Source organism: Coleofasciculus sp. FACHB-1120 (assembly GCF_014698845.1).
Taxonomy (GTDB): Bacteria; Cyanobacteriota; Cyanobacteriia; order Cyanobacteriales; family FACHB-T130; genus FACHB-T130.
Genome location: NZ_JACJTV010000022.1, coordinates 57,095 through 76,109 on the forward strand (window position 1 = coordinate 57,095; position 19,015 = coordinate 76,109).

At 47.1% G+C, this 19,015-nt stretch carries 13 protein-coding genes; 7 read left to right on the forward strand and 6 right to left on the reverse strand.

The features are described 5' to 3' along the window. Positions 1 to 96 precede the first annotated feature (96 nt). Entirely contained in the window at positions 97 to 5,346 is a 5,250-nt protein-coding gene (locus H6H02_RS18490; RefSeq protein ID WP_206757299.1) for a PAS domain S-box protein, read from the reverse strand. Positions 5,347 to 5,810: 464 nt separating this feature from the next. On the opposite strand from H6H02_RS18490, the gene H6H02_RS18495 reads away from it, so the two are divergent. The 3 genes from H6H02_RS18495 (at position 5,811) to H6H02_RS18505 (ending at position 9,522) form a co-directional block, all read left to right on the forward strand. Then, the gene (locus H6H02_RS18495) at positions 5,811 to 7,364 is read left to right on the forward strand and encodes a DEAD/DEAH box helicase family protein (protein WP_190820416.1); all 1,554 of its coding nucleotides are present in this window, start codon (positions 5,811 to 5,813) and stop codon (positions 7,362 to 7,364) included. Positions 7,365 to 7,498: 134 nt separating this feature from the next. Continuing rightward, positions 7,499 to 8,713, forward strand: coding sequence for a DUF790 family protein (locus H6H02_RS18500; protein ID WP_190820418.1), 1,215 nt, complete (start codon positions 7,499 to 7,501; stop codon positions 8,711 to 8,713). Positions 8,714 to 9,120: 407 nt separating this feature from the next. Continuing rightward, positions 9,121 to 9,522 carry a hypothetical protein gene (locus H6H02_RS18505; protein WP_190820420.1) on the forward strand — a complete coding sequence of 134 codons (402 nt, stop codon included), beginning with the start codon at positions 9,121 to 9,123 and terminating at the stop codon, positions 9,520 to 9,522. A 95-nt stretch (positions 9,523 to 9,617) separates the two neighbouring features. Here H6H02_RS18505 and H6H02_RS18510 read toward each other — a convergent pair whose 3' ends face one another. Further along, the gene (locus tag H6H02_RS18510; RefSeq protein ID WP_190820422.1) at positions 9,618 to 9,920 is read right to left on the reverse strand and encodes an RNA-binding protein; all 303 of its coding nucleotides are present in this window, start codon (positions 9,918 to 9,920) and stop codon (positions 9,618 to 9,620) included. Between the two features lie 576 nt (positions 9,921 to 10,496). Continuing rightward, positions 10,497 to 13,262: a cation-transporting P-type ATPase gene (locus tag H6H02_RS18515; protein ID WP_190820424.1), complete on the reverse strand. Its 2,766-nt coding sequence runs from the start codon at positions 13,260 to 13,262 to the stop codon at positions 10,497 to 10,499. A gap of 371 nt (positions 13,263 to 13,633) precedes the next feature. On the opposite strand from H6H02_RS18515, the gene H6H02_RS18520 reads away from it, so the two are divergent. Together H6H02_RS18520 and H6H02_RS18525 are read left to right on the forward strand one after the other, a co-directional pair. Continuing rightward, positions 13,634 to 14,167, forward strand: coding sequence for a CAP domain-containing protein (locus tag H6H02_RS18520; RefSeq protein WP_190820472.1), 534 nt, complete (start codon positions 13,634 to 13,636; stop codon positions 14,165 to 14,167). A 629-nt stretch (positions 14,168 to 14,796) separates the two neighbouring features. Then, positions 14,797 to 15,510 (forward strand): pentapeptide repeat-containing protein, encoded by a 714-nt coding sequence (locus tag H6H02_RS18525; protein WP_190820426.1) that lies wholly within the window; start codon positions 14,797 to 14,799, stop codon positions 15,508 to 15,510. A gap of 145 nt (positions 15,511 to 15,655) precedes the next feature. On the opposite strand, the gene H6H02_RS18530 is transcribed toward H6H02_RS18525, so the two are convergent. Then, on the reverse strand, positions 15,656 to 16,114 hold the full coding sequence (locus H6H02_RS18530) for a GNAT family N-acetyltransferase (RefSeq protein ID WP_190820428.1): 459 nt from the start codon (positions 16,112 to 16,114) through the stop codon (positions 15,656 to 15,658). Between the two features lie 196 nt (positions 16,115 to 16,310). Further along, the gene (locus H6H02_RS18535; protein ID WP_190820430.1) at positions 16,311 to 16,493 is read right to left on the reverse strand and encodes a hypothetical protein; all 183 of its coding nucleotides are present in this window, start codon (positions 16,491 to 16,493) and stop codon (positions 16,311 to 16,313) included. A gap of 349 nt (positions 16,494 to 16,842) precedes the next feature. Here H6H02_RS18535 and H6H02_RS18540 point away from each other — a divergent pair, with 349 nt between their 5' ends. Then, a complete protein-coding gene (locus tag H6H02_RS18540) occupies positions 16,843 to 17,196 on the forward strand; it encodes a phage holin family protein (protein ID WP_190820432.1) in 354 nt (117 codons plus the stop codon). Positions 17,197 to 17,283: 87 nt separating this feature from the next. Here the strand turns inward: H6H02_RS18540 and H6H02_RS18545 are convergent, their stop codons facing one another. After that, complete coding sequence (locus tag H6H02_RS18545) at positions 17,284 to 17,673, reverse strand: hypothetical protein (RefSeq protein WP_190820434.1); 390 nt, start codon at positions 17,671 to 17,673, stop codon at positions 17,284 to 17,286. 258 nt (positions 17,674 to 17,931) lie between these two features. Here H6H02_RS18545 and rppA point away from each other — a divergent pair, with 258 nt between their 5' ends. Further along, entirely contained in the window at positions 17,932 to 18,615 is a 684-nt protein-coding gene (rppA, locus tag H6H02_RS18550; protein ID WP_190820436.1) for a two-component system response regulator RppA, read from the forward strand. The last annotated feature ends 400 nt before the right edge of the window (positions 18,616 to 19,015 follow it).

A 19,015-nucleotide genomic window follows, 5' to 3' on the forward strand; every position in this document is an offset into this window, starting at 1 on the left:
GCGCAACAGAGCGATCGCTTTTGCCCCTAAAGATATCACTTACCACTGGCGATGATTGTTTTTTTTCTTGAACCAATCGCTTTTCCTTACCACCATTCAAGCTTGGATGCGTCCGGTGAGGTTAGCGATCGCCGTCGCTAACTCCGCTGGGTTCACAGGCTTAGGAATGTGTACCTGGAAGCCTGCTTGGAGAGCCTTTGTACGGTCTTCAGCGCTGGCGTAGGCACTTAAGCACACAGCCGGAATTTTTCCGCTTTGTGTATCCAGCGCCCTGACTTTACGAATTAAGGCGTAGCCATCTTCTCCGGGCATCCCAATATCGCTTACCAAGATATCTGTCTGCAAGCGGTGAAGCGCTTCCAGTGCTTCGCCTGCACCCGTTACAGCGGTGACTTGAGCCTGATATTGCTCCAAGATAGCAATTAGCACTTCGCGGGCGTCGGCTTCATCATCCACGATTAGCACTCGCAAGCCATCCAGACTGACGGGAGAAGCAAAGTTGCCGGAGGAGAGAGGAAGGTGAGAATCGAGTTCATCCTTCCGCTTTCTGACTTCATCCGTCCGCAACGGTAGATTCACAATAAAGGTTGTGCCTAACCCCAGTCCAGGGCTTTGAGCGCAGACAGTTCCCCCTTGCAATTCTACGAGGTGGCGCACGATCGCGAGTCCGAGTCCGAGTCCGCCATGCGATCGCGTCGTTGTACCATCGGCTTGACGAAAGCGTTCAAATACATAAGGGAGAAAGTCGGCACTAATTCCCTGTCCCGTATCAGTTACTCTGATTTGGGCATAGTTGGAAATCGGGTGTTCATTCCCATTCCCGATTTCCACAGAAAGTTTTACCTCGATTCGCCCCCCCTTGGGGGTAAACTTGACCGCGTTAGAAAGCAGATTCCAGAAAACTTGCTGCAAACGAGCGGAATCGCCCAAAATGATTCCGGCTGAGCGATCGCATCTAGCGTCAATTTGAATATTTTTTGCTTCTGCTGCGGGTAGCACCGTATCAATAGCCGCCTCAATCACGGGTACAAGTTCGATGGGGCGCACATTTAGGCGCAGCTTGCCAGTAATAATCCGCGAGACATCTAAAACATCCTCAATCAGTTGAGACAGTGCCCTTGTATTCCGGTCGATGGTTTCTAGGGCGCGGGCAACCGTGGCTGCGTCAAACTTCCGGGTACGGAGGAGTTGAGTCCATCCCAGCATGGCGTTGAGAGGCGTTCGCAGTTCGTGGGAAAGGGTCGCTAAAAACTCATCTTTGGTGCGGTTTGCTTCTTGGGCTTCCCGGTAAAGACGTGCATTCTCAACCGCGACGGAAGCCATCTGTGCTAGCTGGACGAAGATGGCTTCATCTTGTTCGCTGAAGTCACCCTCGTATTTATCCGACAGGTGAATCAAACCGATATTGTTCCCGTTGTGTCCTATCAGCGGTGCGGCTAGCCAGCCTCGCATCGGTGAATTATCCGCAGTGCCAAATTCTTTCCAAGCGGGATGTGCCTCCAGTTCAGCTTGCGTCAGCCGCATCGGGCGGTTCCTCTGACAGACAAGCGAGTAGATGCCGGTGCCATCGAGTTTTTCAAGGAATTCGCGCCTGGGGGCATATTTGTCCGAGAGGGAGATGGCATTGATAGACTGCGCCCAGTCTTGATTTACCTTCAGGTTGGCGTGTGACTGGTGGGCACCGATGATTGTACGCGCTTGCTCGGCGATCGCTTGCAACCGCTGCTCGATCGAGAGTGTGGAGTTGATGGCTAAAGCCGCATCCGCCAAGCCTCGAAGTTGGGTTGCCCGTTGTTGTTCGTTGAGCAAAAGTTGGTTGCGTTCTTGCTCTAACTGCTTGCGATCGCTAATATCGGCAACAATGGACATACAGCTAAGATTTCCTTGAGCGTCACGCACCGGACAAGCCCAGACGCTGATATCAACCAGTGAACCGTCCTTCTTTCGCCGACGTGTTTCGATAGCCGTTAATGTTCTGCCATGCTCGATAGCATCAAGTTGTGCTAGGAACTCGTCTCGCTTATCTTCTAGGATGCTAGGAAGAAAACGGCCGACTACCTCTTGTTCGCTCCAACCGAAGATCCGCTCATCTGCTGGATTCCACAGTTTTACGGTTCCATCCTCAAGACTAAGAACTGTAATCCCTAGGGGACAAGCTTGAATCAGGCTGTCCAGAGTTTGGTTCGTTGCTTGCAGCGCTTCCTCAGTTCGCTTGCGTAGCGTAGCGTGCCGCCGGCTTTCGCTGATATCTTCAACCATGCCCAATCCATAGCAGGCTTTTCCTTCTCGATCAAAAATTGCCGTAGCTGTGAGATTTATCCATAAAATTTCTCCATTTTTCTTGATGTAACGTTTTTCTATTTGGTAGCTGGCTACCTCACCTTTAAATATTTGCTCTATATAACGCCAATCTTTTTCAACATCTTCGGGGTGGGTAATATCTGCAAAAGTCAATTGACTGAGTTCTTGTTCGGGATATCCCAACATCTCACAGTAGGTTTTATTTATCTTGACAAACCGACCGTTTAAGTCAACAACGGAGATGCCAATGGGTGCTTCTTCAAAAAATGTGCGGAATCGTTCCTCGCTTTCCCGAAGCGCTTCCTCTACCCGGATGTGTTCTGTAATATCTTCGTGTACCAGAACCACTTCGCAAATATTTCCAGCTTCATCTTTTACAGGATAGATGAAAGCCTGCGTCCAGCGTTCTTGGTCTTGGTAATCTCCTAGCTCCGCAACATCATATACGATGGGTGGCATCTCTACCGCCTCGCCAGCAAATGCCCTTTGAATGTATGGCATGATGCCTTTAGCGACTAATTGGTGATCCTGCAACAGGTTGTATTCTGGAATTTGGTCAAGCGTGATTCCCCAAAGTTTTTCCCAAGCTCGGTTTACTTGAATAATCCGACCATCGGGAGCCATAATTTGCGTACTCAAGGGGGACTGATCCACCAAAGCCCGGAAGCGAGTTTCTGATATTCGCAACTCCTGCTCAGCGCGTTTGCGTAGCGTAGCGTGCCGCAGGCTTTCGCTTAAGTCAATTGCAAAACCCACACCCGATTGGTTAGAGCCGCCCAGATAGCCTGTCCCTACTAAGACGGGAACCCTGGTGCCGTCTTTGCGGATATATTCCTTCTCGAAAGGAGTGTGCGATCCTTTCTGCTGCATCTCCTCCATCGCCTGCATATCTAGATGCCGATATTCTGGCGGCGTCATTTCCGCCCAGTTCGCTTTTCCAGACAGCACTTCCTCCTGCGTATAACCGACAATGTTACAAAAGACATCGTTTGCCTCCAGGATATTGCCAGAAAAGTCCGCAATGATGACCCCGATGATATTTGACTCAATCAAGCGTCTCGCCCGTGTTTCGCTCTCTCTGAGAGCCGCTTCGGCTTGTTTGCGCTGGGTAATGTCGCGGGAAATGACCACGAGCCCTTTGATGCTTTTATCCTGATTGTGCAGTGGGGCTACGATATATTCGTAGTGTTGCAAGCCGCTAGCCGTTAAGAATTCATTTTCCTTCCTAATCGGTTCTCCGGTAGCGATTACTTCTTCTCTATGAGCATCGAATCGGCTCATAATTTCTTCTGGCAAGCCGATATCTCTCCAAGTTTTGCCTACTAGCTCGCTTGGCTCGAAGCCCACGACTTGGGCACCGCCTGTGCTTACATATTTGTAGCGACCTTCCCGATCGAAGATGTAGATGTGATCGACAGATGCCGAAAGAATCGCATCCAGCGTACTGGCTTGTTCTTGAAGCTCGTTTGCAAGTTGCCGAGAGTTTTCTTCCGCTTGTTTGCGTAGCGTAGCCTGCCGCAGGCTTTCGCTAATGTCCCGTTGACTTCCCCAAGCTCGTACTAAAAAACCATTTTCCACAATTCCCACGAGATTGTTTAAGAAATATTTGGAATTTCCTTCTTTATCCACCTCATAGGATTCGGCATCGTTGAGTCGGTAGCCAGACTGAATAAACGCACGTAAATATTCAAGATTATGTGGCTCTGAGGGAATCAGAAAAGTTTCTAATCTTACTCCAATAATTTCTTCTGTGCTATTAAAACCATACATTTGAGCCATAACCCGATTACATTCAGCTAAGTATCCATATTGGTAGAAATGCTTAATTTGTTCATCTTCTGAAAGTTCTATGGGAATCGGCTGCTCAAGTTCAAACCGCCAAATCCCCTCGGAACTCTGCTCAATAAAAGCGCGGTAGCGCTCTTCGCTGTTCCTCAACAAGGCTTCAGCTTGCTTGCGCTCAGTAATGTCTCGAATAATACTCAAAACTATTTTTCTGTCGCCAATTAATAAGCTCTGGGCACTCACTTCTACCGGAAAGAAAGTCCCATTTTTGCGGCAGTGAATCGTTTCAAACAAAATACCTTGCTTGTCTGCTTGCTTAAGTTGACTATCTATTAAATCCAGAGTTTCTGGCGCTCGTAAATTGTTTATTTTTAGGGAAAGCAACTCTGATTTAGAATACCCATATGCTTGAATAGCAGCCTGATTGGCTTCAATAATTTGACCATCAAGCTGCACATATAAAACAATGTCACGACTGTGTTGAGAAAGAAGTTGATATCGTTTTAATTCTTCCTCAGCTGCTTTGCGCTCAGTGACATCAGTTAACATCGCGATCGCTTTTGGCATCGCTTCGCCTTTGGCGTCGCTGATACCGCCTTCATTAAAAATAAGATTTGTGGAGACAATTGCCCAAAGCGTCGAACCGTCTTTGCGGCGGTAACGGAAGTCAAACTGCTCTTTAATGCCGGGGTTCCCGCGCTCCAAAGATTGCTCTATCTGAATGCGAGCCTCTTCATCCATGAAGTCAAAAATTGAACGCCCGAGCATCTCTTCGACACCGTAACCGAACATCTCGGCTAACCGTTGATTGACATACTCTATCCGCAGTTGGGCATCCAATAACCAAATGCCCTCGTTAGCCGTCTCGACAATGCTACGATATCGCTCCTCGCTAGCTCGTACTTTTAATCTGTTCCTCTCGGCTCGTTGCTTGGCAGCCTTTAATTCCGCACCGATCCAACTAATAAATAATGCCACCAACCCAAACACCGCCAGTCGCAGGATGTCCCCCCCACCAAATAAAACTGAATGGAACGGAGAGATAAAAAAATAAGAAATCGTTAAAGTAGACAAAACGGTAGCTAGCAGTCCCGGTTTTAAGCCGCCGTACCAAGAACTCAACATTACAGCAGCAAAAAAAAGTGGGGAAATGTGCGGCTGAATGTGTGGAAATAACCACAGTGTCAGTACCCCGGCGCTAGCAACAGCGAGTACAGCAACACCGTAGCGCCGTAATCGAGGATCTATTTTTTTTAACATATTCTGTTCTCCTGGTGAGTTCAGCATTTCGAGCGCTTCCCACGATCTAAATACCAACACCGATTCTTAATGTGAAAAATGAAAAACGAATCTCCCACACCAGCGCGATCGCGTTAACCTAGCGCTAAAAGAGTCAGTTCGCTGGTTCGCACATCTACCCTAGTAGCCCCTCGATCCGTATCATAGCCAGATGTCAAAGTTTAGCCCCTCTATATTTCAAAATTTCAAAATACTGATGATGCTACCACCAGACACAGAAATCGGCTCCAATTGGTCTGTGGCACAAGATTGCGCCATACTGTAACAATTTTGCGCGGTTGGGTTGTGAGGTTGGGAGTATTTCTTGGCTACCCCCGATGCGTTCATTTTTTCATTGGGGAAAGCTCCAATTCCTGCAAGGGTTTAATCGAATTGTGCAATAACTCTCCTAAAATTATCGGGGGATTAAGGATTTTAAAAAAATAATGGCTCGTAGCCCTACTTTATCTTTTGATCGCGGCACCTTAATATTGCATCCACCTCCTAGGGGGAAAGCTTGGGTGGAATATGCGACTTGGGACGATCGCGTGGAAAAGTTCCGTATTCCGGCGATTCACTATCGTCAACTGGTGGAAGCACTACAAGCGGAAGAAACAAATTTTATCGACGAAGCGAAGGATTTTCAAGCGTTGGAACTCGTCGCCAGTATGGAAATGGAACCCTACCCGCATCAAACCGAGGCGCTGATGGCTTGGAAGCAAGCGGGGCGTCAGGGGGTGGTGGTGCTGCCGACGGCGGCTGGAAAGACTTATCTGGCTCAACTGGCGATGCAGGCAACGCCGCGCAGTACGTTGATTGTGGTGCCAACGTTGGATTTGATGCACCAGTGGTATGCCCACTTGACAGCGGCATTTCCGGATGCGGAGGTGGGATTGCTGGGAGGGGGTTCGCGGGATAGAACAGCAATTCTGGTTGCCACTTACGACAGTGCGGCAATTCATGCTGAAAACTTGGGCAATCGCTATGCAATGCTCGTGTTTGATGAGTGCCACCACTTACCGACTGACTTTAATCGGGTGATTGCCGAATATGCGATCGCTCCCTACCGACTCGGACTCAGTGCAACTCCAGAGCGTTCTGATGGCAAACACGCCGATTTAAATCTTCTCATTGGTTCCGAAGTTTACCGCAAAACAGCAGAAGAACTTTCTGGTTCGGCACTCGCTGAGCATGAGATCGTACAGATTAAAGTCAAGTTATCGCAACTAGAACGCGATCGCTACAACGAGTTAATTCAACTCCGCAACAACTTTTTGCGAGAATCCAATATTTCTCTAGGCAGCATACAAGGCTGGCAGCAGTTTGTGATGAGAAGTGCCGGTTCGCCAGCAGGACGTCGGGCAATGCTAGCCCATCGGGAAGCGAAAGATATCGCCTTGGGTACAGACGGCAAACTGCGAATTCTCGCCAATTTGATCGCCGAACACCACCCAGAACGAATTCTAATTTTTACCGCTGATAACGCGACCGTTTATCGGATCTCTCAAGATTTCTTAATCCCAGCGATTACCCATCAAACGCCGGTCAAGGAACGCCACGAGATACTAACCCGCTTTCGGGAGGGAGAATACAAAACTCTGATTGCTTCCCACGTCCTCAATGAAGGGGTGGATGTCCCTGCTGCTAGCATCGCAATTATCTTATCCGGCACAGGTTCGCAGCGTGAGTTTATTCAGCGCATGGGGCGGGTTTTGCGGAAAAGTCAGGATAAAAATAAACGCGCTATTCTCTATGAGGTGGTGGCGGAAAATACCAGCGAAGAAGGTACATCCCAACGGCGGCGGGGCGATCGCAGAAACGAACCGCCAAGGCACTCTAGCGAAGCGGGGCAAAGTCCAAAACGCAGAGGAACAAAAGAGGCAAAAGGTAAGCAATTGGAGATTTTACCGTCTCCACCTACTATTTACGGAAAAAAGTCTAATGTCACCAAAAAAGCAGCAGAGTCTTCAGAAAAATGGCAAGAAGATGACAAAGATTGATGATTTAAAGTGGGCATTTTTCAACGCTTTCGTAGTGCCAAGGATTCTGAAAAATCACGCCGAGTAACCCTATATCTTTGCGTACCTCTGCGCTTACCTTAGCGTACCTCTGCGTTTAAAAAATCTACCGTTTTATGTTACCTACTGACCTTTTAATCCACCGCCAAAATGGCGAAACAATCGTCCCAAAGCGCTTAAATATTGATGATAAGCATCTGGAGATTGCATCCGATTTGATTACCTGTTTTCAGGAAGCGCTTGGTTGTACACAGGGCGAACTCGATCGCCAGTTGCTGGAATTAGAAGGAGATAGTCCAGATTATCGTCTGAAGCGAGGACTTGCCCACATTCTCAAAAGCAGTTTGTGTACGTTTGAAGTCGTCAGTCCCTTGGAACCGCCAGAATTGCGGGAACGAGTCTTTGCACTAGCGGCTCAATCTGTTCCCAGCCCCCAAGCGTCGGCGCAGACACTAAGCTTATTAGCGGACAAACTCAGCCAGGAACTCGATCGAGAAGTGCTGGCGAGTCAAATTCGCATGGGACTTTACGCAGATTTAGCTGAGAATCGCATCCTCACCCAGTTTGACACTCCCACGCCCGAAAATTTGTTGCACCGATACAATTTATCCCAGGTGCAGGGTGTCTTCTATCGAGCGAGTCAAATTACTCTGAATGCTCACCGCAACGTTCCGGGTGAATATAAGCTGTTATTCCGCTATCTCAAATTATTTCAACTGATGGCATATATTGAGGGCGATGCGGATCACGGTTTCACAATAACAGTGGATGGCCCTACCAGTTTATTTAAACCGAGTACCCGCTATGGGTTAGCGATCGCTAAACTCCTCCCAGCTTTACTCCACGTAACTAAATGGAGTCTCAGCGCCACGCTGCAAAACCGCGACGCCTTCACTGGTAACTGGAAAACCGGACGCTTTACGCTGAATTCTGAGTGTGGTTTGGTTTCCCACTACCCACCGGGCAAGCCTTATGACAGTATGTTAGAGGCGTCTTTTGCTGACCGCTGGGACGCGCTGAAAAGTGAATGGATATTAGAAAGAGAAGTTGACCTTATCCCTATTCCAGGCAGTGTCATGATTCCCGATTTTCGCCTCGTTCATCCCGATGGTCGCACGTTCTTACTAGAAATTGTTGGCTACTGGCGTCCCGAATACTTGCAAAAGAAGTTTTCTCAGGTGCGTCGCGCTGAATGCGATAACCTAATTTTAGCGATTTCGGAGCGGCTAAATTTAGAGAAAGCCGGGGTTAAATTGAACGATGTACCGGCAAGAATTGTTTGGTTTAAAGATAAATTAGCGCCCAAGGCGGTGTTAGCTGCAATGGATTAATATCCACTTGCTTTCAGAAGAGCGGATTAGATAGTTGACAGCTCGTTAGGCAATTTGTTACTAGCGCTATCGAAATCCAGTTAATCTACTTTTAAAGGTTTTCTGCCTTCTATTTAGCTTTCCAATTCTCGACTTGCCTAGAATCTCAAAGAATAACTTTTTAGGGTAGGTACTGTCCCAATATTGCTTCGTGACAAATAATATTTCAACTTGAGTTTAGTAGCAAAAAAAACAATACCTGCGAATCTTAGTGGTTTTAGCTCTAGCTAAATCTTATTAAATAGTAACCACTACGTAAATACTGAGTATACATTACTTCTACTTCTACCGAAAGTAGGAAGACGATTACAGAGGAATGAGTTTTAATCTAGTGCATCCCAATTTTAGGAGAAACCAAGTAGACACCGATGAATAAAGAACTTAAAACTCAAATTAAAACACGAGTTGGCATGATGTTGGTTGTGAGTGCTGGAATTTTACTAAGTTTTCCAGCTACTGCACTAATTAGTAACTCTAATAATCCCTCTAATGCTGGTAGTGGCTCCGAGCAAGCTGATTTAACTGTGAGTCGCCAAGAGTTATTAGCTCAAGATGCGCCAGCTAGTCCTGAAGAGAGTCCCGAAGCTAGTCCTGAAGCCAGTCCCGAAGCTAGCCCTGAAGAGAGTCCCGAAGCCAGCCCTGAAGCTAGTCCCGCAGCTAGTCCTTCACCCACAAGTACGATGAACAACAACAACACCGATCTCATGCCAGGGATTTGGCTATGTTTAAATAATCCTAGTCCGCAGTGTGGTAATCCCCCAAGACCTTAAACTCTCCGCCTATCTGTAGTGTGAAGGGAGCGCAATCGCGATCGCACTCCCGTGACCAATAAAAAAGCCCCCATTTCTGGGGGCTTCTTTATGCTTTAGTAGCGACGAGAGAAACTGTTGTTTCTCCGACCGCCACCATCAGACGAACCTCTGTCTTCGCGGGGCTTGGCTTTATTCACTTTCATGTCACGACCCATCCATTCAGCACCATCCAGGGCTTCGATGGCAGCCGTTTCTTCAGCCTCGGTAGACATTTCCACAAAACCAAAGCCGCGCGGACGACCTGTTTCGCGGTCAGTGGGTAGCTGAACCCGCTTTACAGAACCATATTCTGCAAAAACGCCGGTCAGATCGGCTTCGGTAACGTCGTAGGACAGATTACCTACATAAATAGACATAGATCGACTCCAAAATCATAGGAACGTGGAGATTGAGATTTCGGAGAGGAGTCTGTTAAGACCAAGACGAAAAAGCCAGTCAATAAAAACAAAACCTTGCAACCGAATCAACTCTCATTTGAGATGATAACATCTTAAGAATTGATCTGTAAAAGAGCCATAAAAGTATTACAAAACGCAATATTGAGGATGATGTGGGGGCAAAAGGCGATCGCATACTTGGATCGGCAGTTCTCTCCTCTTCTCTCCACTTAACCCAGGATAACGGTACGCGATCGCATCAAAAGAGTCAGTACCCGCATGGGCGAGGAGACCTCACCCCTACGACCCTATTTTCCAGTGAAATAATATAGCGCTGAGTGCTGACAAAATGTATCTTCAACAACACGTTAAGCTGCATAGAAACTGTAAGTAAGTTTGGGTTGTTTGGAATCAGCAACCAGAAGCACAGAATTTGAACGGGTCTACGTGCTTAAACAAAAAGCCATGTCTTCAGCTTTGCAGCCAGAATCAGATAGCTACTGACAACAGATGCGATAACCGCAAGTCTTCTACAACTCAAAACCTAAAATGGGATTAGTGTTGTGGATCGACGCGATTGATAAAGGCGGCTACGGCAATCATTGGCAAGCCCACCAGCAGGCAAATGAGCCATTGATTTAAGTTCAGCGGTGTTGTAGAGAATAAGCGATTCATTAGGTTCCACTGACTGAAAATTACTTGCAAAATCACAGTGCAGGTAATCCCGATCGCCAGGGCTGGGGAATGGCGAAGGCGTCCGATGCCACGAATTTTGGCAATTACAGCATTTCCAAAGTGGCTAATGCTTAAAAGATAAAAGATTCTCCCGACCACTAAAGCCTGGATTGCCATTGTACGGGCTAAATCAATATTCCCGGTTGTTTGTTTCATCCATTCAAATACGCCAAAAATTACAATCCAGTTAAAAGCAGAAATTACTAAGATCCGCTTTAACAGACTGCCAGACAGCAAGGGTTCATTCGGGTTGCGTGGAGGCTGTTGCATCACCTGCTGAGATTTAGGCTCAAAGGCTAAGGGAACAGTCATGGCAATAGAATTAACCATATTTAGCCAGAGAACTTGTAAAGATAAGATGGGCAATTCTCTAGCGAGTAACACGCTAATCAAAATCGTCATCGATTCGCCACCATTAACGGGGAGAATGAAGGCGATCGCTTTCAGGAGATTTCGGTAAACGGTACGACCTTCCTCCACAGCTGCTTCTATCGAGGCAAAGTTATCATCGGTCAAAATCATATCGGCGGCTTCTTTCGCCACCTCAGTCCCCGCACCTCCCATTGCAATCCCAATATCTGCTTGCTTGAGTGCAGGCGCATCGTTAACCCCATCCCCCGTCATCGCGACAACTTCGCCTTTAAGTTGTAAAGCTTCAACAAGACGGAGTTTTTGTTCCGGTGCGACGCGGGCAAATACGACTCCATCTTCTACCGCCGTCGCCAGTTCTTGTTCATTCATTTGAGCAAGTTCTTGCCCGGTAAACGCCAGAACTTCCCCATGCCTTTTCAATTCCATGCGAGAAGCGATCGCTGCTGCGGTGACAGCATGATCGCCCGTAATCATCTTGACTTGAATCCCCGCTTCTTGACAGGCTTGCACGGCAGCGATCGCTTCTTTTCGGGGCGGATCGATCATCCCCTGCAATCCAATGAAAATTAGATTCTTTTCAATATCAGCATGATCTACTGATTTTTGGTTGCCAGACATCGGCTTCTTCGCCAATGCCAGCACTCGTAGCCCCTGTTCTGCCATTGCATCAACTTCCTGATGCACCCTTTCTCCATCCACAGGGATCAAACCCCCATCAGCATCTAGCATCTGCTGACAGCGTTGGAGAATTGCCTCTACCGAACCCTTGACGTAAATTGTTGTAGACCTTGTAGATCCGGGGGTTCGCCGCCCGTCCCCATCGCTTTTACCTTCATGCACCGTTGCCATGTACTGAAATTCAGACTCAAACGGAATAACATCCAACCTAGGCATTTCTCGCTCTAAGTTTGACTGATTTAATCCCACTTTATTGGCAACTGCAATTAACGCTCCCTCTGTCGGATCGCCAATAACAACCCATTGCTCGTCCTTGACTTCCAGGTGAGAGTCATTGCATAACAATCCAGCTTTTAAACACTCTAGAAGAACGGGGAAATTGTTCAGGTTAATCGGCTTTTCTTGTAACAGGATTTCCCCTGCCGGATTGTAGCCGCTACCGCTGGCTGTATAGTGCTGACCTCCGGCATAAATAGCTTGTACCGTCATCTGGTTTTCAGTCAAGGTGCCGGTTTTGTCAGAACAAATAACGGTGGCACCACCCAGAGTTTCAACGGCTGGCAACTTGCGGACAATGGCGTGACGACGAGCCATGCGGGAAACGCCAATCGCCAACGTCACCGTCACAACGGCGGGTAATCCTTCGGGAATCGCACTCACTGCCAAGGCTACGGCAGCTTCAAACATTTTTACCCAGGAATTGCCGTACCCCCACCCCACGGCAAACGTCAGCGCCGCGACTCCCAGAATCACGTACAGCAATTTTCGACTGAATTTATCAAATTTGCGAGTTAAAGGGGTTGTCAGGCTGCTTCCCCGATCCATTAACTGGGAGATTCGTCCGGTTTCAGTCGCTTCCCCAATTGCCACCACAACGCCGGTGCCAGTACCAAATGTCACGAAGCTGCCAGCATAAGCCATGTTGGTTCGCTCCGCCAAGGGTGCGTTTAGTTGCAAAAGCGGGGCTTCTGTTCCCCCCTCTTTTTGCACTGCAACCGACTCGCCGGTGAGTGCAGATTCATTCACTTGCAAGTTACGCACCTTCATCAGTCGCAAATCGGCGGGTACTTTGTCTCCAGAAGCCAGGAGTACGAGATCGCCCGGTACTAACTCAGTCGAAGGAACTTGTAATTTTTGACCTTCGCGCAGTACATTTGCATCTGTTCGGACTGAAGAAGCTAGGGTAGCGATCGCGCTTTCAGCTTTTGATTCTTGGACAAATCCGATAATGGCGTTAATCAGCGTCACGCCCCAAATTACCCAAGCATTCACCCATTCCCCTAGAAATGCCTTAACTGCACCAGCAATTAGCAAGATATACAGGAGCGGTTGATTAAATTGCTGAAGAAATCTCACTAAGGGGCTTTTTCCGGCTTTACCCTTGAGTTCGTTCGCTCCAAACCGTTCCTGTCGCTTTGCTACTTCAGCGGATATCAAACCTGTTTTTAGGTTGCTGTCTAAATTCTGAGCAACTTCTCCCACAGGTAGATGATGCCACTGATTTTCCACTGATTTTTCTTTCGCTGTTGCTGTCATTTTGTTGGCTCCTCTAGAGGCAAGAAGTCTATCTGTTGCAGACAAAAAACCAAAGGGGATTAGTTTCTTGCATAGATTCTGTTTTCTTCAGTGTCAGTAACAAATGTGACTAGAAAATGACAGCGATCGCAAACAAAGTCGAATGTGCCGATTGTCATCCAGCACAGCTATCTCGGTTCTCGCTAAGCTGAGAATACCTAGCTCAAGCATGATGGCTGATGCCAGCAGCGATGAATCACAAAAGGATTTTTCGATTGATTCAGATTCAACAAACTAAAACAGCAACCAGCGGAAGCATACCTGCTCAAAATTTAAAGGCAGCCATCAGGCGTCAGCGACGACCAAGGATAGCTTGGATATTCTGGATACCGATGGCTCTAGGATTGGTGGGGTGCGAATCTGCCGCAGAGTTATTGCGGCAATTGCCAGGACAGGATGTACCCGAAGTACCGCAATTGCCTAACAGCGAGGCTCAATCCTCCACCAGTGCCCAGATGGAAGCTTCTGTCCGTCAGCGGATTAATGAAGTCCGCCAAAAGAATGGCTTAAATCCACTTCAAAACAACGAAAAATTAGCACGGGTTGCTCGCAAATACAGTCAAAAGATGGCTCGTGAGAACTTCTTCAGCCACGATAGTCCAGATGGCAGCACTTTGACTAAACGGGTTCGTGCGGGGGGAATCTCTTACTGGATGGTCGGGGAGAATTTGTTTAAAAGTGTTAATGCTCCCCAACCCGTACCGTTAGCTGTTGAGGGATGGATGAATAGTCCCGGACATCGTGCAAATATTTTGCAAGCCGAATACGCGGAGACGGGTATCGGAGTTTGGCGGCAAGGAAACACTTGTTACATTACGCAGTTATTCTTGCGATCGCAATTTTCACCCAAAGATTTATTCAAGTGATTGTGACAACACTTTGCTTGACGATGATCTAGAGCTACTGTAATTAAAAAAAAAGCCCTCTTGCTGTTGAACAAGAGGGCTGTATTTTATGGTGTGAGGAGTAGAACTTTGCAGTTCTTACTATCAGCCTACTCAGGGAATGTGACGTTTTGATGACTATCAGATGACATTTCTTACACCATCAGCATTGGCTGCCATCCATCAATTAGAAGAAGCATCGCATCCGCTGCATCCCCAGATTTAGAAGGATGATGCATTGCTAACTGTTTAGAAAGCTGCCTGTGTCGAGTTAGCCGAAAAACCTATTGCATCGTTCAGGCACTCGCCAATGCAGCGGGTGGCGATGTAGAGAACGGCTTAATCTTTTTCGGAGCAGACGCCGGACGCGCAGAGCCAATTATGTCTGTCGCTGAGGTGATGGCTGAGTTAACCGAAACGTGTTGAAATCGAATCGGGTGCGTACCTGCCTGTAGTGGGATCTCTTTTAGCGATCGCGTTTCCTGACAAGTTCCTCAAATTGTGTTTCTATAATGAGACTAAGGAATAATACCTATCTTGAACGGTGATGGCTGAACGAACCCCTTTTCAAGAGAAGGCCCCTACAGTTGCAACATTTAAAGGCAACAGAGATGACTATTGAAGAGATCCTGAATCGGTATGCCGAAGGGAAAAGAAGCTTTCAAAGGGTCAACCTGCGAGAGGTTGATTTGCAGAATGCTCACCTTCATGGTGTGAACTTCAATCAAGCAGATTTACGGCAAGCGCGATTGGGTAAAACGGACTTTAGTCGAGCCAGCTTCCGGGAGGCAGACCTCAGCGAAGCGCTCTTGTGCGGAGCTGATTTGAGCGAAGCTGATTTGGATCGAGCCATTCTACGAGGGGCAGATTTGAGTGGTGCCGAGCTGAGTTACGCCAATCTGGAGCGAGCGAACTTGAGTAAAGCAACCTTAGGAGGTGCGAATTTAGTCCGCGCCAGATTATTTCGTGCCAATTTGTTTGAAGCTAATTTGCGTCCTATGTCTGACCAAGCGACGGATCTGAGTCATGCGATTTTAAGCGATGCAGACCTATGCTACGCCAATTTAAGTGGAGCTGTTTTGTATCGGGCAAATCTAAATGGTGCAAAGCTCTGCCGCGCTCATTTAAATGGAACGCCGCAACAGGGAATCAAGCCAACCGATTTAAGTGAAGCTAACTTGCGAGGAGCTGACTTGAGTTATGCCGATCTCACGGGTGCGATTCTACACAAGGCAAATTTGAGAGATGCCGATTTAACGGGTACTGTGCTGACGGATGTTGATTTGCAGGGAGCCATTATGCCGGATGGCTCGGTACATGAGTGAGAGCGATCGCACGCTTGAAGTTAGCAATTAACGAGTGACAAATTCCGATGGGCGATCTTGCTTTTACTGGATTAGCGATCGGCTTACAATCCAGAGAGATGTCATTGCGAGATTTTTAAGAAATACGCCAATTTCGAGAAGCGAATCAAGCGACCTTTTTCGTCATAAATACGCTGTTCGGGTCATCAATGTAGTTAGCGAAGGGGCCTCGGTACTCAAACCCATACTGCGCGTACAATGCTCGTGCTGGAGCGAACTCAGACATTGCTCCTGTTTCTAAATTTAGACAATTATAAGTACGCCGTTCGGCTTCTTTAATGATGTGTTCAAGAATCCTTGAGGCGACACCCCTACGACGGTGAGCCTTGGCGGTACGCATTGATTTGACTTCACCACTTCTTGAATCTATTTCTTTGAGTGCCCCACATCCGAGTAATTCATCACCCTCCCAAGCCGTCCAGAAAGTAATTTCGGGCGATCGCAATGCCTCTAAATCAAGAGCATGAACGCTTTCAGGCGGCGTAATTTCATGCATATCTTCGAGATGTTCTCGGAGAAAATCAGCAATCTTTTTACCTGTCAGGTCATCTTTGCGAATCTGCAATCAACTCATCTCCTTAATTTACTAGGAAATTTTACTCTCATGAGGGTCAACAGCCGGGAGAGGTTGTTAACGCAATTACTGCAAAGCTTCCTGTAAAGCGAATAGTGAAACCAGAAGAGATTGCTGATACGGTTTTATTTCTCATGGGTAACGATTTCATGACAGGAGCTACTTTACTCGTTTTTGAGAGGTGTCCCTACCCATTATCGAACCGTTTCCAGTAGAGCCTCGGATCGCTCGCAGAAATCTTTAAATTGAGAGCGAAATAGCAATGTAAACGGCGGACAAACTCCGGATGTTCTGTAGAAAAAAGCGGCTCTACAAGCGAGATTTCCAGGTTTGCCAGAGTTGAGGATGCGATCGCATCCTCACTGCTCACCCACCGATCCCCTGAATTCCCACTGCCAGACGAATCTTCTCCGGCAGAAAATTAAAATCGTCTCAATTACAAAAATTTACTTAAAACTCTCTCACTTCAAGCGCAAGCAGGGGAAGATAAGGATGAGTTTTTCTTTGCGACGGTTTGGATTGGGTTCGGGACTCCCGGAATCGAGAACCCAATTGATTCGGTTTTCCCCGGCGCGATTTGCTTGTTTCCAAGGCTGGTTATTCAGCCAATCCTGAATTCCAGGGTTACTGTCACTTTTTGGTCACATTTATTGATGACCCTGAAGATAGAAACTTGCCCGACCTTGCAGCAAAACGATTGATGATAAGGAGTTTTGGTTATGGTTGGAATCCTCATCACCTGGTTAGTAACCACTATCAGTTTTTTAATTATTTCCCGGCTGCCCATTGGCGTGGAAATTGATACGCTTGGAAAAGCCGCAATTTCCGCAGCAGTTTTTGGAATTTTGAATGCTCTCTTAAAACCCGTCTTAGGGTTCTTTACCTTTCCATTCATTCTTTTGTCATTTGGTTTATTCCTGTTTGTCTTAAATGCAGTTATTTTCGGTTTAGCCGCTTGGTTAGTGACAGGATTTCGGTTACGGTGGGGTTTTTGGAGTGCTTTGCTTGGCTCCCTAGCGCTGAGTATTGTTAATTCTGTACTTTTCCATCTACTAGCATCGCTCAGATTGTAAGTGCAGGTTTGTTCTGAGCGGGGAAAGAGAACCAGAAGTAGAGGGTTCAGACAGTTCGGATTGAGTGAGAGCAACTGTCTAGAAGGATTAGTTTTTCAATTGGTAACGCACTAGCGTCCTAACATCTTCAGCAGACAGTCCTAATTCTTGTGCGATCGCAGCTTCCACCTGGCTGAATTCTGTTACTGGAAACTCAAATTCTAACTTTTTGAGAGTCGAATCTGTCGTTTTGACCTGTACTTTGGTAAATCCCTGCTCTTTGTCAATTTCTGCTTTGATGATCAGCAAGGTGACTGAAAGTTGCACTTCCAACTGTGTATCAGCTTGAAGCTTATCAACCGTATCGTAGGAGCGACTTAATGCTTGGTCTGTTACCAGTCCACCCCCAACCCAAAAAATAATTCCCAGCAGGGGTAGAGGCAACCAAAATTCTAGCCCTAAAAAATGTAATCTTTGTAACCAACGAGGAGAGGACATAGGAAGAGGTGAGGAGTTTTAGCTTTACAGCCAATTGAGTTTAAGGGAAAAAACAATCGAATTCTACATCAAAAGTCAAAATTTAAAAGATAAAAAAAGAGAAGATTCACTGTTGCCCCTTGATTTTCTTCGGCACCAGAAAAAATCTGACTGGTGGAAGACGTGCGATCGCCTTAGGCTTCCCTACTATGAGCAGCGATATCTATAAGCAGCGATATCGTCGATTCTCCGATAAAAAAGGTTTCACTAAAATGTCTTATGAGAATTTTACTGGTAGAAGACGACCCCGAACAATTAGAGCCACTAAACGCAGCTTTGTTGCAAGCTGGACATATTGTCGATGGCATTGAGGATGGGGAAACTGCACGATGGCTGATCTCTCAAAAAGACTATGACTTGTTAATTTTGGACTGGATGTTGCCGACAGTCAGCGGTTTGAGCCTTTGTCGCCAGTATCGACAAGCAGGGAAAACCTCGCCGGTGCTGATGCTGACTGCCAAAGACACGACTGTGGATAAAGTTACGAGTTTGGATGCCGGTGCCGATGATTATCTGGTTAAACCGACTGATATTATCGAACTCTTGGCGCGGGTGCGGGCATTGGGAAGGCGATCGCCTCTATGGCAGGGAGATATCCTCCGCATAGAAGATTTACAACTGCACTTGAATAGCTTGACTGTTGAACGGGGAGAAACAACTGTCCAATTATCTGCCCGCGAGTTTCAACTGTTAGAATACTTCCTGCGCCATCCCTATCAGGTCTTAACCCGCGATCAAATTGAACAAGCCTTGTGGGAGTGGGGTACAGAACCAGAAAGCAATGCTGTAACTACGCTAGTCCGGAGGCTGCGGCAGCGTTTGCAGTTAGTTGGTGCGGCAGATTGGATTGAAACAGTCTATGGCATGGGATATCGCCTCAATCCTTCGGGAAGCCAAAAGTAAAAAGAGAAGAAATTTACCCTAGAGAAAATAACCAAATATAACGGTTCTCATTTATGTCGCAATACACTCGGAACCTTGCCCCCAAAGTCTCCACCTTTACGGCTATGGTTTCCCCACATCTCTTGAAATCCTGTAGGGGCTTTCGCATTCGCGCAGCAATACTTGGAGATGACCAACCCGATTACAATGCGAAGGCTTCTCTCGATCATGCAATTGCCGGGAAGGGCAGGGATGGGGTTATTTAGAGCATCTAATAGAGAATTACTATATTCGCTGGAGCTGGCATCCCTCTTAAGTTTTGTCTTATCAAACATAAAGTTTTACGACAGGTAGTTGATTTGATCGGCAAAAATTCCGTAGCATTTGTTACAGAAATGTTTTGAAAATAGCTTATCAGTGG

What these genes read in the sequence shown, in the direction of transcription:
- H6H02_RS18490 (WP_206757299.1), bottom strand. Translation starts at nt 5,346, where the DNA reads ATGTTAAAAAAAATAGATCCTCGATTACGGCGCTACGGTGTTGCTGTA.
- H6H02_RS18495 (WP_190820416.1), top strand. Translation starts at nt 5,811, where the DNA reads ATGGCTCGTAGCCCTACTTTATCTTTTGATCGCGGCACCTTAATATTG.
- H6H02_RS18500 (WP_190820418.1), top strand. Translation starts at nt 7,499, where the DNA reads ATGTTACCTACTGACCTTTTAATCCACCGCCAAAATGGCGAAACAATC.
- H6H02_RS18505 (WP_190820420.1), top strand. Translation starts at nt 9,121, where the DNA reads ATGAATAAAGAACTTAAAACTCAAATTAAAACACGAGTTGGCATGATG.
- H6H02_RS18510 (WP_190820422.1), bottom strand. Translation starts at nt 9,920, where the DNA reads ATGTCTATTTATGTAGGTAATCTGTCCTACGACGTTACCGAAGCCGAT.
- H6H02_RS18515 (WP_190820424.1), bottom strand. Translation starts at nt 13,262, where the DNA reads ATGACAGCAACAGCGAAAGAAAAATCAGTGGAAAATCAGTGGCATCAT.
- H6H02_RS18520 (WP_190820472.1), top strand. Translation starts at nt 13,634, where the DNA reads ATGGCTCTAGGATTGGTGGGGTGCGAATCTGCCGCAGAGTTATTGCGG.
- H6H02_RS18525 (WP_190820426.1), top strand. Translation starts at nt 14,797, where the DNA reads ATGACTATTGAAGAGATCCTGAATCGGTATGCCGAAGGGAAAAGAAGC.
- H6H02_RS18540 (WP_190820432.1), top strand. Translation starts at nt 16,843, where the DNA reads ATGGTTGGAATCCTCATCACCTGGTTAGTAACCACTATCAGTTTTTTA.
- H6H02_RS18545 (WP_190820434.1), bottom strand. Translation starts at nt 17,673, where the DNA reads ATGTCCTCTCCTCGTTGGTTACAAAGATTACATTTTTTAGGGCTAGAA.
- rppA (WP_190820436.1), top strand. Translation starts at nt 17,932, where the DNA reads ATGAGAATTTTACTGGTAGAAGACGACCCCGAACAATTAGAGCCACTA.